The following is a 17,021-nucleotide window of genomic DNA, read 5'->3' on the forward strand; positions in this document are numbered from 1 at the left end:
AACTATGCCGCTTAGCGATTCGCTAGGTGGCATAGTTATTTGCTAATTCCGATCGAGATACAATGCTAACCGACCAGCACCACGCGGTTACCCTCCATTTTAGCAATACCTTTAGCTAAAGCCACCCGGATACCCAGTTGCATCGCGATATCTACATTCGTACCTAAGCGCGCATAACCAAAAAGCTTGGCCGTTTCGCGAACCAGGTCATCTTTGGTCAAACTGATCTGGTTTTGCAATACCGCTTTAATACCGTTGGCGATCTCATGCGAAGGCAGTTCGTCCGCATCCCGTTTCAATGTTTCGTTTGGCGGTAGACGATATAAGGCGTAATCATCCGGTTGCTGATCTGCGCGCCAAAACATCACATTGCCGTTATCACTCGTTTGCTGCAAATTCAGTTCCCTGAAAATGGTCTCGAAATGAACCGAGATCCGGGAACCCATACGGGCGATACCCCATGCGGCCAGCACTCGCTTACATAACAGGTTCTTGCTCACCGGCGCTTCCGCAGCGAGCACCTGTTGGATCTGCGACCTGATCGTCTCCTTATAACCATACTGAAAGAAATCTTCCGAACTGCTACTGCGAACCGCTTCCAGCTCGGCACCTTCGTAATATGCCAAAGCCGAAACGACTGAGCGCGTAGCCTGGAAGTTGAAGGGCACATTTTCCTCCACCACCGGTTCCGGCAGCGGCTCCGGCTCCGGCTCCACTTTGATTCCCTGCTCCGACCGGTGGATCGCCGAAAGGATCTCCTGCAAAACCTTGTCTGGATTCTCCCACCATTCCGCCGACCATACCTTCATCAAATGCCAGCCCAAAGCCTTCAGCACACCCGGCTGCACGATCTCCCGGTCACCCGGCGTTCTAGCTGCCTGATAAGTACGGCCGTCACAAAGGATCGCCAAAATATATTGATTCGGGTGTTCCGGATGAACCACCCCGATATCTATCTTATAAGCCGAACAGCCAATACTCGTATTTACCTGGTAACCATGCTTGCGGATCTCCGCAGCGATCGCTTCCTCCAGGCCCGGCGCATGTTTCCCGGCACTCAGCAGATTGCTCGGTAATCCCTGCCGTCCTTTTTCCGCGTACGACAAAAAGGCTTTTAGACCAGCAACACCTTCAGAGTTCGTACGGTTCAGATCAATATGATCTGCCCGCAATGTAGAAAAGACCTGCATCTCATAACGTGCCCTTGAGACCGCCACGTTCAATCGACGCCAGCCGCCTTCCCGGTTGATCGGCCCGAAATTCAGCCCCACCTTGCCCGTTTCATCCGGCCCATAACCCACAGAAAAGAGAATGATGTCCCGCTCATCACCCTGTACATTTTCCAGGTTCTTGACAAAAAGTGGTTCCTCCGCCTCATATGCCAGCCTTTCCAGGTCGGGCCGCAACAGGAAGGTCTCCGTAAGCAGGTCATCGATCAGCGATTGCTGCACGGAACTAAAGGTCACTACACCCATCGACCGCTTACTCAGCGCAGGTGTAGATAAACGGTAAACGATATAATCCACAATAGCCCTGGCTTCCGCACGGTTCTGTTTGGTCTTACCCCGGTCATAAAAACCTTTGACTTTAATCAGCTTGACCTTGGTTGCCAGATCATCTGTAGAAGGGAAGGTCAGCAGATTATTATCATAATACATCGCGTTACTGAACGCAATCAGGCTTTCATGCTTACTCCGGTAATGCCATAACAAATGATAGGACGGCATCGACAAAGCCAGGCAATCATCCAAAATACTCTCCAGGTCTTCCTGCTCCACATTATCCTCATCAAAGGTATTGGTCGCAAAGAAACTCGTCGGCGGCATTTGCTTCGGATCGCCCACCACGATCACGCTCGTACCGCGGGCGATCGCACCCACCGCCTCACAGGTCGGCATCTGCGAAGCCTCGTCAAATACCACCAGGTCGAACTTGGCCGCGCTCGCATCGAAATATTGCGCTACAGAGATCGGGCTCATCAGCATACAAGGCGTCAAACGCGGTAAAACATTCGGTATCTGGTCGAACAGTTTGCGGATCGGCATCGCCCGCCCGTTGTTGCGCAGCGTACGCTGCAGCAAGCCTATCTCCGAGCTTTGCGCCGCTTCCTGCGTAAATGACGGCGTTTTGGCCGCGAGCCGCGCGTACAATTCTTCGCGGGTCAGTTTCTCGAACTGGTCGCTCAACTCCCGGAACTTACGAATCTTGCCCTCGAACAATTGGCCGTGGAAACCAGACAGCACCGGGTTATTCTCGATGAGCTGATCCGCGATCGCTTTATATAAACCTTTTTGATAACTCTTAAAAAGCACACCCGCCGGTATCGGCTGTTCCTCAAATGCCGTTATCAATGGCTGAAGGCCACCCGCAATCACGCGTTCCCGCGTAGCCGTATAAGTGAACCAATCCTTCAGTCCTTCAATATGCCGCAGCCATTGTTGGGCCTGCACCTGCAGGTCAACGATCTCCGCGCCCGTAAGTTGACCCAGGCGTTCACGGGCTGTTTTTAAGCGCCCGCCCAAACCAATAAAATGACGGAACTCCTTTTCATTGGCCCGCAGATAAGCGCTGCTGCCTTCGCTCAATTTAAGGGCGAAACGGTCACGCCAGCGTTTTAACCCATCCAAGCCCGTGCTTTGACCAGCCGCCCGGTTAAGCGCAATATAACTTTGACTCACCTGAATGAGCATTGCCCAGTCCGGTTCGCCGTTATTCCATAAGAATCTTGTTAGTGCCGGTAAATAAGCTGCGCCGCTAATGATCGCCTGCTCCGCCTGGTAAGCCATGATCTTCGTTAACAGGCCCGGGATCTCTTCATTGACAAAGTTACCTGACAGCGACTTCGACTTCAGCGACTTGACGATCGCGCGTTGCTTCAGCCATTTAGGCAGGAACCATTTTTCACCCGCGATCTCCCAACTGGCCAGCACCTGTTCCGCCGGAAACTCCAGGATCGTTTTGTTAAAGACCTGCATAAGGTCCGCACGCAAGGTATTACGCTGTTGACCATGGCCCGCGATACCGATGACCTGCGCCAAAGTTTGTTCCAGAGATTCGGTCGTTAAAAAACCGGCAGGGGAGTCGGGTAACTGCAACAAAATCCCGATCATCTCGCTCAGCACATCCGTCTGATCGACTGGACCAGGCTCCAAACCAAGCGCCGCTGTTACCAAGGAACGGGTGAGGTCCAGTTCAGCAGCCAGTTCAATGACCTCCTCCAGCGTTTGCCGGATCTCCGCCTTTAACTGCTGGCTGTAATTGCCTAACCTGAATTCTCTTAAAGGATGGGTACCCGGTGCCGGGATAATCGCCGCCACTACTTCCAGCTCCGCCGCCAGATCATCCCAGACGGTCAGTTCCCCGGCCGATAAACGCGTCACTTCTGCGCCTGGAAAGAATACCGTATAAGCCGTATCCGAGAGCGCCGCGTATTTGCAGAACAACTCGAACAGCGAATAGCCGCCCGGCCGTTGCCGGTGCAACGCGTTCACATAAACATTCAGTTCATTGCGTACCGCCAGCAGCCGCTCAGCCGTATCCAGGAAATGTTGCGGGCTGTCTTTTTTGACCACCTCCGTGGCTTTCTTCAGCTGGTCCAACACATCGGACTTCTTGGATTTATTGGAATGCAGTTCCAGGCAAAAGTCCCCGATACCAATTGCATCCAACCTTTTCTGCACCACTTCCAGCGCCGCCTTTTTAGCCGAAACGAATAAAACCTTCTTCCCGATATAAAGCGCGTTAGCGATGATATTGGTAATCGTTTGCGATTTCCCCGTACCCGGCGGCCCGTGTAAAACGAAACTTTCGCCCTTGCCCGAACTGATGATCGCCTGTAACTGGGAAGAATCTGTACTGATCGGCAAAGCCAGTTCCCCCGGATGGATATCCAGGTTGGTTACCTTGGAAAGTTCCCCGATTGCTAAGCGGCCCGAGATCAGGCTGGCCACCACCTTGTTCTGCGCTAGTTGCGCCGAATTATTATGGATATCATTCCAAAGAATGAACTTATTGAACGAAAATATACCCAGTAAAGCCTGGTCCTCGACATCCCAGCGCGACTGCGACATGATCGCTTGCCGCACGATATTGAGGATGCCGCGGACATCGACGCCGCTCTCATCCTTCGGTAATGTTTCCAGCCCGCCGATCCCGATCCCGAAATCCTGCCGCATCATTTCCAGCAGTGTAATGTTCAGGATCGTTTCCTCTTCCCGAGAACGGATCACAAAACCCTTTTGCGCCGATTTCCGCACGATCTCTACCGGGATCAGCAGGATGGGAGCGAACCTTGGCCGTTCGCTCGCCGGCGTTTCATACCATTTTAACAGACCGATGCCTACGAATAAGGTATTGGCCCCGTTCTCTTCTAAAGATAAACGCGAGGCCCGGAACAAGTGGGTCAGGTTCAGGTTCAGTTCGTTCTCCGTCAGATAGGTCCTCAACCGCTGGTGCGAAAGTTCATGGTTGACCAGATCTGAAATCGGGTCCGAGGTATTGACCGCCTGGTAGATCCCAGCGTCCCGTGGAGAATTGCTCCAATCTGTCGGTTTCCCCAGGATCTGGAACTCCTTACCCGCCGCCAGCGCATCCTCCAATTTACCTGAATTGATCGTGATGAACTGGAGCACACTTTTGGTCATGCGGACGTTCAGCAAGGAATTACGTAACGTCAGATCTAATAGCTTGCGTTCCCAGACCTGCTGTTTGGATACCCCGATCTTATCGACCTGCAAGGGTTTATGGTCAACCGTAACGGTTTCCGGCGTATAACCCGTGGTTACCGCCTGTTCCTCGTATTTGATCTCCCAGCCCTGCGCGCCCGCCAGCCTTAAAGGAAGTGGCCGGACACCACCAAAGCGCGCCCGCTTTACATCCACGAACAACTGGAAATTCTGCGTTTCCAGCATCCGGGCATCCGCGGAACGCACCGCCTCATCAAAAGGTGGATGGTTACCCGCGTTCATACAGGTCGATTCGACCACCACAATATCATTGATCCCGGCGGCCGTCCGCTTCGTTATCAGCGAAGGGTCATCATTGACCGCATCCGGGAAAGATTCATCCGATAGCCAGGCACCGGCAAAAGCATGTCCCTTGATCATCACGATCAGAGCATTTATGCTCACTGCTTCCAGGCAGGCCGCATACAGCAGGGAAAGGTCCAGGCAATTCGCCAGCCGCTGCGCCAATATCGCGTCACTCAAACGCACGCGCTGTCCCGTCTCCTCAAAACTGGCCGGTACCGCGCAATAGATCAAATTCAAGCCGGCGATCGCTTCATAGATGGCCGCCATTTGTTTTTTTACCCGGTCAGGGTTACGCGTCTGGTAAGCATTAAAAGATGGGTCCCCCGTCCATTGCTGTAATAACACCGAAGCGTTCCGGAGGATCGACGGGATCTCCGGATGGTTCGGCGTTACAAAGGCCGCGATCAGTTCCGGTACCGAACCTGCGCCATTCCACTGGTCATAAGCCAGCAAATCAATATCATAAACGGCCGAAGTCAGCACTTCAGTCCCGGAACACACCTTTAAGGTCAAATGGCCGCTCAACCGCTCGGTCAGTTCCGCGAGGAAGCCCGCCGATATCCGCAAAGGGATAGCGCCGAACGTATAACTCTCGCCGGCCTTCAAACTATCCAGACTGGCTTTCCACACAATCGCGAATGCATGTTCCGAGCTGATCTCCACCGTCAGGTGCTCATAATCCACATCCCCCGTATTCATCAGTACCAGGCGCTTCACCACCGGTACATGGTTCTGTTGCATCGCGAAATTGATCGCCGGTGCCAAGGTAAGGTCTATCTGTAGCGGTGTTAAGGTTTCAGTCGTCATAATTAAAGGTCAATTTACAATATTTTACCGCAATGCGGGCAGCATTTCGCTTCTGACAATACAGCTCCATTAGCCATCACCACCCTATCCGTTACTATCGACGATCCGGTCACCACTGCCAGTTCCTTCTTTTTAAATTCTTCGGAAAAACCTGAAGCCAGGATACCCGCCGGCAGCGCGAACATCCCGATCCCCAATATCGAGATACAAGCCGTCAGCGTTTTCCCGATAGGGGTGACCGGATAAACATCACCATAGCCCACTGTCGTTAGCGTCGCTACGCTCCACCACATCGTTTCCGGGATACTCGAAAACTTATCCGGCTGCGTATCATGCTCCACGAAATACATCAAACTCGCCGCCAAGATGATCAGCGCGAATACCATCAGTACACTGATAAGGAGTTCCTCCTTTTTTGAGGTAAAAACGCGCCGAATCACCCGAGAAGCATTCAGAAAACGCGCCAGCTTAAAAAAACGCATGAAACGTATGATTCGGAGTAAACGCAATGATCGCAGGTCTAGACCGGATAACGGTAAATAGAAAGGCAATATCGCCGCTAGGTCCACCAGCATGCCCGGCGAGGTCACATATTTCAAGCGCCCGTACAAAGGGTGCCGGTATCTCGACATACTCGTACAAGACCAGACTCGCAATAGGTACTCCAGTGAAAATATTACCACCGAGCCTAACTCGAAATAGTTAAACCAGGAACGGTAGGTCAGATACAAGCTTTCTACCGTCTCCAGGCAGACAGCCAGCAGGTTTAGTAGGATCATCAGCACGATCACACTATTGACCACCTTATCCCAGACCGTACCGCCCTCACCCGGATCGAGCAATAAGTACACTTGATTCTTAAAACTATAATAAGCACAGATGGGACGGCCAATAGTTGACATGATGAAAAGGTTTTACCAAAGCTAACCATTATCAGCCAGTAACGAACATCCGCATTACTGTGGATCATATAAGATCTTGCAACGGTAAAACTCTGATGCTTAAACCGCCTGAACAGTCTTTTAATTCCTTAGAGGATTTTCGCTTTTTCCTTCGTAGGATCGCCCATTTGCTTCATCATTTAAGTTTATTTACTCTGTCGCTATCAACCTCAGGCCACTCGAACATCGGGGCTTTTCCACTAGTTTTATCTTGTATCGCCAAGATGGCTTGCGCGAAATGAACACGAGGCTGCACTACAAGCGGTTAACTTTTTTGAAATAAATTGCTGATCTGTTGCTGACCTGGCGAGTGCCAGCGCTTTTTGGAAGTGTGCTATTGCTTCAGCATTATCTACACCTGTGTATAATTCTCCCAAAAGGATGTGGTACAAATGGTTTTCTGAAAGTGCTATCTTTTTTGCTTCCACAATGGCTTCTGTCTTGCCGTTTGCTTTGGCAAGCGCATAGGTTCTGTTCAAGGCTGCTATTGGCGAATATTCAATGATGAGCAGTTGGTTGTACAATTGCAGGATATTCTCCCATTTTTGCTTGGAATCGCCTTTGGTGGTATGCCAAAAAGCGATGGCGGCTTCTAAATGATATTTAGAAAGTTCATTGCCTACAGCAGCCTGATTTAAAAAGTATTCTCCCTTGCTGATCAGTTGTTGGTCCCATAAACTGGTATCCTGGTCTTCATACAAAATTATTTCACCATACCGGTTGAGCCTGGCATCGAATCTGGAGGAATGGAAACATATTAACGATAGTAAAGCATTGGTAAACGGGTGGTTCGTTTGTACATTCTCCACCAGCAGAGCGGTTAACCGCATCGCTTCCTGGCAAAGGTCTTTCCGCAGGGTAATATCTTCGTTGGACGAATAATACCCTTCGTTAAAAAGTAAGTATAAGGTCATCAAAACAGTGGGCAGGCGTTTGTTTATCTCAGACCTGGTCGGTTGTTCAATTTTGACCCGTTCATCCCTGAGTTTGGCCTTAGCTCGTTGAAGACGTTTATAAATAACTTCTTTATTGGTTAGAAAGGCGTTGGCAATCTCAGCTGCGCTAAATCCACAAAGCAGGTTCAATGCAAGGCTGATCTGGACATCCGCCGGGTTGCAAGGGTGGCAAACAACAAAGATCATGGCCAGCTGGCTATCATTGATATTTTTTACGGACAGGTCGACCTCATGTTCTTCAGCTACTTGCGCCTGGTATTGAATGTCATGCGCAATATTTTTCGAAAAAAGCGCATGGCGTTTTAAATAGTCCCGGGTCTTATTTTTGGCAACCGTATAAAGCCACGCGGTGGGGTTCTCGGGCACTCCTTTGAAGCCCCAGACTTCTGTTGCCGAAAGAAACGTGTCGCTGACGATATCCTGAGCGATCTCGATATACTCGATCCCAAACAGCCTGCAGAGTACAGAAACGATTTTTCTGTATTCTGACCTGAACAGGTGGGGGATAATTTCTGTCGGTTGCATAGTTGGATCGAATTTACCGCGACCTTCGCTTTAATCTCGAAAGGTTCCGATCTCCCTAACCTCAACGTTACCGCCGATAGCCAGCACGGGGCAATCTTTGGCCAGTTCTGTGGCATCGTCAAGGGATGCTGCCCTGACAATGGTATAACCGATAAGGCACTCTTTGATTTCCGTATATGGCCCGTCTGCAATTACATTTCCGGCGCTTACTACCTTGCCTGACGGAATCAGCCGGTTGCCGCGGTCAGCCAGTTTGTTTTGGGCTGCAATGCCGCCTATCCAGTCCATCCAGCGCTTGGTATTCGCCTGCATTTCCTCGGGCGTGCGTTCGGGTAAGGCCTGCATTGTACGCTCGTCAGTCCTGTATACCAATAAATAATCTTTCATGCACTTGATTTTTAGCTGTCACTTTTATCTTACAGTTCTGCATCGTAGATGTAAAAGCAGACCAATGTCTCACAAATCTATTTATTCTGATCACTATTAAAGGAATCCCGGAATCTTTTCCAACCACCGGAGGTTCTTTTCCACAGCACCAGGAATTTACCGTTATCCAGCGGTTGATTTTTAGCATCAAACGTCCTCCAGAAGCCTTCTTCTGTAATAAAGTCATCGCCGTTGCCAAACAGGTCTACTGAAATGAATTCACCATTCCTGATACCGGAATTTTTGTAGGCTGACCTGAAAAATTCCAGCGGCGCATCGACGCCGCAAAGCGAAGCAGCATTTGGCCGCATGATCCAGCAATCCTCTGTATAACAAGTGATCAGCAACGACGAATCCCCTTTCGCAAAAGCCCTGAAAAAATTATGATTGACCGTTTCGATCTGTTTTTTGGCGTCAGACAGATCTGCCGCTTGAGATCGCTGTGCCTTGGCATGATATACCTGCAACGTGATCAGCAAGAGCAATAAAAGAGATGACTTTTTCATTTTTAATAATTAATTAAAGTTCAATTGGTTCAGGAGATATGTTCCACAAGTTTCTTTAGACGTAATATTTGACCAGCATGGTAGCCTTCATGGTAGAGCAGGATATCTAAAGCGTCATCAATGTCGTACATATCTATTTCGTAAACTTTGTAGTTGCTCGCCGCCGGGCGGCTGGTAAAGATTTTTTTTCCAAAGTCTTCCTGCAGCCGGTCAATCGTCGTAAGGAAAAAACCTTTCACTTCGTCAATTTCTCTAACCTCGAGTATCCGGTCCGGCTTGGTATTGGTTCCGAAGGGCGCGAGGTATTTGTCCGGAAGTACCGGTGTTTGTCCCATCCGCCGGTAACAAATACCCTGCTGCGCAGAGATCAGGTGATTAATATTCCAGATGATATTATTGTTATAACCTGCTGGAATAGTATTTAGTTGACCTTCGGAAAGGCCGGCAATTTCCCGGAGAAGAAACTCTCTGATCTTCTTTATTTTATCGATTCGTTTGTCCATCGCCGTTATTCTTACAATGATCTTTGATTAACCTCAGATAGTCAGCTACGCCACCTGCTTCAGGATAATACTTACGTGTTGACTGTAGCATTTTGATAGTGAATGACATGTGAACCCGAAGCGAGAGTCTTGCTTTCAATGTATTTAAGTGCCTGGGGCATTTCCAGGTTTAGCCGATTAAAAAACCGTGCCTCGCCTTTACCCGACAACAAAGGCAGGATGTTAAAATAATAATCATCTACCAGGTTCATCCGCGTTAATTCTTCTACCAGGCTTAGGCTGCCGAAAGTGATCAACGCACCGCTGTTCTCTTGCTTGAATGTTCTGATGTAATCTGCATACAGTTGATTACTGATTGTTGAATTGTGCCAGGTTGTATTTGTTAACGTAGAGGAAAAAACGACCTTGGCTATATCATGCAATGCCTGGGCCATTTTTCTCACCCAGTCGGGGGTTTCCTCATCTACTAACCGTTTTGGCCAGCGATCCTGAAACATTTCAAATGTGTGGCGTCCAAAGGCGGCAATGTCGGATTCCGACATTAATGCAAGGGTGAAGTCGAAGAAATCAGGATCTACGATCACGTTTTCAGCGTCAGCGAACCCATCCGGGGTTACGCTGATCAGAACGATTACTTTTCCCATATCGATTAATTAAAACTTTGTATGGCCCGGACTTCAATATTGGCGTTTGTTTCCAGGATAGGACAGCTTTGGGCGATTGCTATGGCTTCGTCGATGTTTTTGACTTGTATAATTGTGCAACCCCCGATCACTGCTTTCCCTTCGCCGAAAGGCTGATCAATGACGATTTTTTTATTGCCATTAACTTGCTTCCCGGTTTGCTCTAAAGGTTCACTGGACACGTGGATCTCTTGATTCACCAGGTCCATAACCCAGTTCATCATTTTTTCTTTAAGGGCCTGTAGATCTTCGGGAGACTGATCTGGTTGATAGACGTCGCTACCTCTGAACAGGAGCATGAATTTTTCCATTATTTCTGTTTTTGATGATTAAAAACTAATGACGATCCAGGAGATGGAATTGGACAAAAACGTGAAAATAAATTCAGCCTGAACGTCGTTTCATTCCAGCAGGTCAAATTGATGTGCCACCCATATAAAAGCAAAAATATAATCCACTGTGTTCTAAGTTAACCGGAAGCTGGCCTACAGAGCAGGCAGGGTAAAGCAGAATGTGCGGCTTTAATTATTTCACGCATCACGCTTATGATGGCAATGCGACAAGAAAAACTGATAAGATCAAAAAGGGAACGACTGCAGGAATTTACGGCGCGAGCGGCTAAGTGGCACATAATGTGCATTGATTCGTACTTCCTGCGATCCGACACTATCAATATGGTTGATCGCCACGAGATAAGATTTGTGCGTACGAACAAACAAAGCTGCGGGCAATTGCGTCTCCAGTCCCTTCAAACTGGAATAGACTACGTATTTTTGGTCTGACAGGATAATTTGGACATAATTTGCCAGCGCCTCAATAAACAAGATATCGTCAATACGTATCTTTTGAAGACGCTGATCACATCTCACATACAAATAGCCCGGTTGCTGCTTTAACAAGCTAACCGCAGCTTCCCCGCTGACATTCGCCAGGGCCCGTTCGCAAGCCTTTGCGAAACGTTCAAAGGTCACCGGTTTCAGCAGGTAATCAGTGACTGCGAGCTCAAAGCCTTCAATCGCATATTCCGGGAAAGCCGTCACGAGGATGACCTGCTGTGCCACCGCCCCGGTTTTCAAAAATTCAAGCCCGCTCATCTGCGGCATCTCAATATCTAATAAGATCAGGTCGACCGGCGTACTGTCTAAAATTGCCCTAGCGGCTATAGGGTTACGCGCAGTCGCCGCCAGTTTCAGGTAAGGCAGCCGGCTGACATAAGCTTCCAATTGCTGCCGCGCCAAAGGTTCATCATCGACAATCAGTACTTTAAGCATAGGGATAATTTAACGTCGTAAACAGGGTGATCAGCCTTAATGCGTAATTGATGATTCTCGGGATAGATCAATGACAACCGCCTCCCTACATTCTCCAGTCCTATACCTTTGCTTATCGTATGGAGCTCATAACTATTGCGGCAGTTGAAATGTAATTGATCGTTCGTTATCTGGACCTGAATAGCAATAAAATTTTTCGACAAATTATCGGAAACATGCTTGAATGCATTCTCGACAAATGTAATCAACACAAGCGGTGCAATTTCCTGACCGATAGGGTCACCATCTACTATAAAAGTAACGGCGCAATTATCCATGCGCAGCTTTTGCAAAGCGACATAATCATTCAAATAGGACAATTCTTTGCCCAAGGAAACCAAGGAATTACCGGAATCATAAAGCTGGTAACGGAGCATGTCCGCCAGCGCCGAGAGCGTTTGCTTAGGGTCGCCAGTATTCAGTTCTAACTGGCTATATAAACTATTGAGTGAATTGAACAGGAAATGCGGGTTAAGCTGTGCTTTCAAATATGTCAGTTCTGCCTCCTTGTGCTCTTTTTCCAGTGCGGCCAAATTTCGCCGTAACTCAAAGCGGTCCAGCGCCAGCTTAACAAAAATACCGCCTAAAACTCCCAATACAGCCATAAATAGCCGGTTATACTGCATGTCCTTATAGGTCCAGCTAAAATCAAAATGAATCGGTACGATCATTTTTTGCAGCAGCAAGCCCATGATCCAGGCCGCCAGGCTCGACAAAGCCAGTACCAGCAAGACCGATCCTGCTATCAGTCTGCCCAGGCGCTTATGTCTGAAATAATCCGGCATCAGGTAGGCGTACAATGCATAAAATGTTACCATGATCAAACCCGTATCCAAAGCTGAAAAGTACAGGCGATTCCATTCATTGCTGACATAAAAATATAGCAGCCGGTCCCACGTTAAAAAGAACACCAGCCAAAAGCCCGCATGCACCAAAACTTTACGCATAGCCTAAAGTACATATCATCAGTCAAAGCGGCGCTACCGCTCATATAAATTTTAAGACCATTGGTATAATAGCGCCAGGCTGGTTTTTGGTAATATTTACTTTGGCACTATGAAAAAGATCCTAATGTGCTTATTCGTTATGGCGGGTACTGCGAGCGCACAAGTGCCCCTGGCCGCATCCTATTTTAAAGAGGCGGAGACAGCTGCACAAAAACAGCAATTATGGAAGGCGCCGCTTTACGGCCCGATGCTTTTTGTGGATCAGCAAAGCCGGCAGACCTACGCCAACATGCCCGACAGTGCAGGCCTACTTAAATCAGAAGGTGGCATTTATACCGGCCAACTACCATCAACGGTCATGGTGGCTAATACGGCTATCCGCTGGGGTGGCCGCACCTGGTCAGTATTATTATGGCCCTTGTCCGACAACCGGAATGAACGGGTTAACCTGCTCCTTCATGAATCCTTCCACCGCATCCAGGATCAGCTTGGCTTCCCCGCTAAAAGCCCGACCGCTGATCACTTGAGCACGATGGACGGCCGCATTTACTTCTTTTTAGAATTACAGGCGCTCAAAGCAGCGCTCCAAAAACCAGTCAGCAACCGGCAGGCCGACCTGGCTAATGCTTTAGCTTTTCGTCAAAAAAGAGTTCAGCTTTTCCCGAAAACAGTGGAAAATGAACGCATCCTGGAAATGAACGAAGGATTGGCGGAATTTACCGGCGCAATTCTCGGGCGCAATGACCTGCGCCCGCACCTTTACGCTCAGATCGATACCGCCGGTAACCGCAAATCGCTTATCCGGTCCTGCGCTTATTTAACCGGACCGGTTTACGGACTGCTCTTACAGGAAAAAGCCAGCAACTGGACAGCTCAGCTCGATTCCAATGCTAACTTTCCGGATCTGATCAGCCAATATTATGAAGTAAAAGCCAACCAATCGCCGGAGGAATCCACTTACAGCGGAGCTGTCATTCGTGCAGTTGAACAGCAAAAAGAGACCGTGCGTTTAAAGACTGCAGCCGACTACCTGGAAACCTTCACCCGAAAACCGGTATTAAGTATCACTTTGATCAAAATGAGTGTGATTTTCAACCCCAATACGCTTTTTGACCTGAGCAGTAACGGTACGATCTACCCAACCGGAGAGGTCAGGGATAACTGGGGACATCTGAAAGTAACGAAGGGCGGCATGCTCCTTAAAGATTGGCATATCGTGACCGTACCGTTAACCGGCGTTCCGGATCTGCCGGCGCGGCATTTGGCCGGCGATGGATGGACGCTGGAACTGGCGGAGGGCTGGCAGGTCATCAAGACAGATACGCTGAATTATACGCTCAAATTACTACCTTAAGGGGTAGAGATCTCTTCACCGAAATCCCTACGTCAATCAATGGTTAAAAGTTTGTTATTTTGCTGAATGATCCTATTGAATTTTATAAATTTAAAGAATGAAAACAGCTGATGATGTAGCGGACTTTTATGAACTCCATGGTCAGGATAAAATGAACGCGGGGCAATTCAACGTCTACAGAAGGGAGGATTTTGCCTGCGATTCTACATCCTTACCGCCGAACAGAAGAGATTTTTATAAAATTTCTTTGATCGTTAATGGTGAGGGCATTGTTTCATCAGGTGATAAAGCCATTAAGATTACCGGAAACGCGATAACTTTTATGGCTCCGCTGGTACCTTATTCCTGGGAGCCGCTGACCGATAATCAAACCGGCTACTTTTGTCTTTTCACTGATGATTTTGTGACCAGAGAACTGAAGACCGAAAGTCTTTCACAATCGCCTTTGTTTAAGGTCGGTAATAACCATATTTTTTTTCTTGATGAAAATAAAATAAAGCTGCTGAGTGGAATTTTTGAAAACATGATTGCTGAAGCCTCATCCAGCTATATTCATAAGCAAGATCTTTTAAGAAGCTATGTTCAGATCGTTATGCATGAAGCTTTGAAACTGGATCCGCCCGAAACTTATTATCAGCCCGTAAATGCCCTTCAGAAGGTCACTATCTTATTTTTAGAGTTATTAGAAAGGCAATTTCCTGTTGACTCGTCCGCCCGTATTGTCAGCTTAAAGAATGCCAATGAATTCGCTTTTCAGTTGAACATTCATACTAATTATCTCAACAGAGCATTAAAAGAGATCACCGGCAAAACAACGACCAGGTGGATCGCTGAGCGGATGGTTAAGGAAGCTAAAGCGCTTCTGCACCAAGGCCGTTGGGACGTCGCTGAGATCAGTTATTGCCTGGGTTTTGACCATCCTTCTAATTTTCATATTTTCTTTAAAAAAAATACAGGCCGGACACCGTTGGATTACAAACGTGCATCTGTTTCCAATTCATAGGTATTGATTTGATTGGCATAATTTAAGAAGTCTATAGCCCGCTAATTTTGCTTCCATAAAATACATTTATGAGAGCAATTCAATTTAAAAAATTCGGAATAGAAAATCTTGAATTAGTTGACTGCCCGACTCCTGAACCTGGAGATCTGGAAGTGTTAGTTAGAACGAAAGCTGCTGCGCTTCAATACCTGGATCTTATTGTAGTTGATGGCACTGTAGTCCCGGACCTGGCGCTGCCTCACATTCCGGTTTCCGAGGGTATGGGAGTGGTCGAGCGTGTTGGTAAAAGCGTGACCCGTTGGAAAACAGGGGATCGTGTATTAATTCCATTTATTTCGAGATGGGAAGCCGGTAAGATCACGCCCTACAGCAACGAGTTACGAACAGGAATGCAACTCCCCGGCACCCTGGCCGAGTATTCTGTTCAGCCGGAAAATACACTGGTCCGTGCGCCAGACAATCTTACGGATGAAGAAGCTGCTTCACTACCGGTAGCCGGCCTTACCGCCTGGGCTGCACTGGTATCCCAGGCAAACATTAAAGCGGGTCAAACCATCCTCATACAGGGAAGTGGCGGCGTATCCCTGTTTGCGCTCCAGATCGCTAAAGCATTCGGGTTACGAATAATTGCCACTACCGGCAGTAAAGAGAAAGAGGAAAAACTCCGGGAGTTAGGTGCCATCAAAGTGATCAATTACAGAGAAACGCCGGAGTGGAGCCGGGAAGTGCTCCTGTTCAATAATGGTGTTGGTGTTGATGTAACGCTGGATGTGGCGGGGACGGAAAGTATCCGCCAAAGTATACTGGCCTGTAAATTAAATGGTTTTATAGGCTTAACCGGATTCCTGTCAGGTGGCAAGCTGGAAATCGACGTATTTCCGCTCATCATGAACTATATCCGGCTGCAAGGCTATTCTGTTGGTAATTCGGAAGAAATGGCCGAGTTAGTGAATGCTATTGAAATAAATAATATCAAACCGGTCATTGACAGCATATATTCCTTAGAAAAAACTAAGGACGCCTTTAAGCGGCTAAAGTCCGGACTTTCATTTGGAAAGATCGTCATCAAATTTTGATAGCATGAAATCAGAAATCACCATTACGTTTTTTTTAACCGTTTCGTCTTTAGTTGGGTTTGCTCAGCAAATCAAAGGTCTTCATTCACAGGAAAGCATGACCAGCGAAAGATCTTCGTTAAAAGATTCCAAAAATTCCTATAATCACCTGTTCCAGTATGGAATAGCCAGTGCTTTTATCGGCGGAGTATATCAGGGTAGTCTTCCCGTCAAAGAGATAAAAGCCATGGGCGACTTCGGTTTAGGAGCGCCAGATCTGTTGGATGGCGAACTTACGATACTTAACGGTATTGTATATCAGACCAGGGCGAACGGCGAAACGACTACACCGAAAGAGGATTTCACGACCTCATTTGCTTTTACAACTTTCTTCAAAGCAGATACCGTTTTCTACCTTTCGACATCGTCTGACAAAGCCGCTGTATCAGAGAAAATATCCCGTTTTTTACAGCATAAAAATTCTGTTTATGCCTTGAAGATCACCGGTGAATTTAAAGATATGAAAACAAGGGCCTTTCCTGCTGTAGACGCTGTGACATCTGCGCCATTGATTACATTCATGGATAAACAAAGGATTTTTAACTACAAAAATTGCAGTGGTTTTTTGGTGGGCTATTACTTTCCCGAATACCTGAACGGATTAAATATAGCAGGATATCATTTCCATTATCTTTCGCAGGACAAGACGAAAGGAGGTCACGTATTAGATTTCTTATCAAGTTCATTAAAAATCGAAATTGCAGAAATAAAAGCGGTAGCGATTAAAATACCGTCGGATAATTCCTTCCAGAATTTTGATTTTCCTAAAAATAAAAACGAATCCTTAGAAAAAGTTGAAACGGGTAAACAGTGACGGCATCAACTCGGGACGTTTTACCGATTTATAGCTATTTGGCGAATAGCTTTGATAGGTGGAGTATGTAACGGCCTACTTTTTAGTAAGTTATTGATTTT

At 47.7% G+C, this 17,021-nt stretch carries 14 protein-coding genes; 4 read left to right on the forward strand and 10 right to left on the reverse strand.

The window, feature by feature from the left end; genetic code table 11:
- Window positions 1–65: 65 nt before the first annotated feature.
- The 10 genes from ACVW2L_RS05265 to ACVW2L_RS05310 all read right to left on the reverse strand — a co-directional run bounded on the left by ACVW2L_RS05265 (window position 66) and on the right by ACVW2L_RS05310 (window position 12,634).
- A complete protein-coding gene (locus ACVW2L_RS05265) occupies window positions 66–5,837 on the reverse strand; it encodes a DUF3320 domain-containing protein (protein WP_457126912.1) in 5,772 nt (1,923 codons plus the stop codon).
- 14 nt (window positions 5,838–5,851) lie between these two features.
- Complete coding sequence (locus ACVW2L_RS05270; RefSeq protein ID WP_457126913.1) at window positions 5,852–6,739, reverse strand: ion transporter; 888 nt, start codon at window positions 6,737–6,739, stop codon at window positions 5,852–5,854.
- Window positions 6,740–6,984: 245 nt separating this feature from the next.
- The gene (locus tag ACVW2L_RS05275; protein ID WP_457126914.1) at window positions 6,985–8,259 is read right to left on the reverse strand and encodes an RNA polymerase sigma factor; all 1,275 of its coding nucleotides are present in this window, start codon (window positions 8,257–8,259) and stop codon (window positions 6,985–6,987) included.
- Between the two features lie 30 nt (window positions 8,260–8,289).
- On the reverse strand, window positions 8,290–8,646 hold the full coding sequence (locus ACVW2L_RS05280) for a YciI family protein (protein ID WP_457126915.1): 357 nt from the start codon (window positions 8,644–8,646) through the stop codon (window positions 8,290–8,292).
- Window positions 8,647–8,723: 77 nt separating this feature from the next.
- Window positions 8,724–9,191 carry a YybH family protein gene (locus ACVW2L_RS05285; RefSeq protein WP_457126916.1) on the reverse strand — a complete coding sequence of 156 codons (468 nt, stop codon included), beginning with the start codon at window positions 9,189–9,191 and terminating at the stop codon, window positions 8,724–8,726.
- A 29-nt stretch (window positions 9,192–9,220) separates the two neighbouring features.
- Window positions 9,221–9,694, reverse strand: a complete 474-nt coding sequence (locus ACVW2L_RS05290; protein WP_457126917.1) for a DinB family protein — start codon at window positions 9,692–9,694, stop codon at window positions 9,221–9,223.
- Window positions 9,695–9,765: 71 nt separating this feature from the next.
- On the reverse strand, window positions 9,766–10,338 hold the full coding sequence (locus ACVW2L_RS05295; RefSeq protein ID WP_457126918.1) for a dihydrofolate reductase family protein: 573 nt from the start codon (window positions 10,336–10,338) through the stop codon (window positions 9,766–9,768).
- Window positions 10,339–10,343: 5 nt separating this feature from the next.
- Window positions 10,344–10,688: a YciI family protein gene (locus ACVW2L_RS05300; protein ID WP_457126919.1), complete on the reverse strand. Its 345-nt coding sequence runs from the start codon at window positions 10,686–10,688 to the stop codon at window positions 10,344–10,346.
- A 267-nt stretch (window positions 10,689–10,955) separates the two neighbouring features.
- Window positions 10,956–11,648: a LytR/AlgR family response regulator transcription factor gene (locus ACVW2L_RS05305; RefSeq protein WP_457126920.1), complete on the reverse strand. Its 693-nt coding sequence runs from the start codon at window positions 11,646–11,648 to the stop codon at window positions 10,956–10,958.
- Window positions 11,633–12,634 carry a sensor histidine kinase gene (locus tag ACVW2L_RS05310; RefSeq protein ID WP_457126921.1) on the reverse strand — a complete coding sequence of 334 codons (1,002 nt, stop codon included), beginning with the start codon at window positions 12,632–12,634 and terminating at the stop codon, window positions 11,633–11,635. Before ACVW2L_RS05310 ends, ACVW2L_RS05305 begins: the two co-directional genes overlap by 16 nt.
- Before the next feature lie 109 nt (window positions 12,635–12,743).
- Between ACVW2L_RS05310 and ACVW2L_RS05315 the strand changes: the two genes are divergently transcribed.
- The 4 genes from ACVW2L_RS05315 (at window position 12,744) to budA (ending at window position 16,920) form a co-directional block, all read left to right on the forward strand.
- Window positions 12,744–13,988 carry a hypothetical protein gene (locus ACVW2L_RS05315; protein WP_457126922.1) on the forward strand — a complete coding sequence of 415 codons (1,245 nt, stop codon included), beginning with the start codon at window positions 12,744–12,746 and terminating at the stop codon, window positions 13,986–13,988.
- A gap of 97 nt (window positions 13,989–14,085) precedes the next feature.
- Entirely contained in the window at window positions 14,086–14,991 is a 906-nt protein-coding gene (locus ACVW2L_RS05320; RefSeq protein ID WP_457126923.1) for an AraC family transcriptional regulator, read from the forward strand.
- 68 nt (window positions 14,992–15,059) lie between these two features.
- The gene (locus ACVW2L_RS05325; protein WP_457126924.1) at window positions 15,060–16,067 is read left to right on the forward strand and encodes a zinc-dependent alcohol dehydrogenase family protein; all 1,008 of its coding nucleotides are present in this window, start codon (window positions 15,060–15,062) and stop codon (window positions 16,065–16,067) included.
- 4 nt (window positions 16,068–16,071) lie between these two features.
- Window positions 16,072–16,920, forward strand: coding sequence for an acetolactate decarboxylase (gene budA, locus ACVW2L_RS05330; RefSeq protein ID WP_457126925.1), 849 nt, complete (start codon window positions 16,072–16,074; stop codon window positions 16,918–16,920).
- Window positions 16,921–17,021 lie beyond the last annotated feature (101 nt).

Source organism: Mucilaginibacter sp. HD30, from assembly GCF_054061755.1.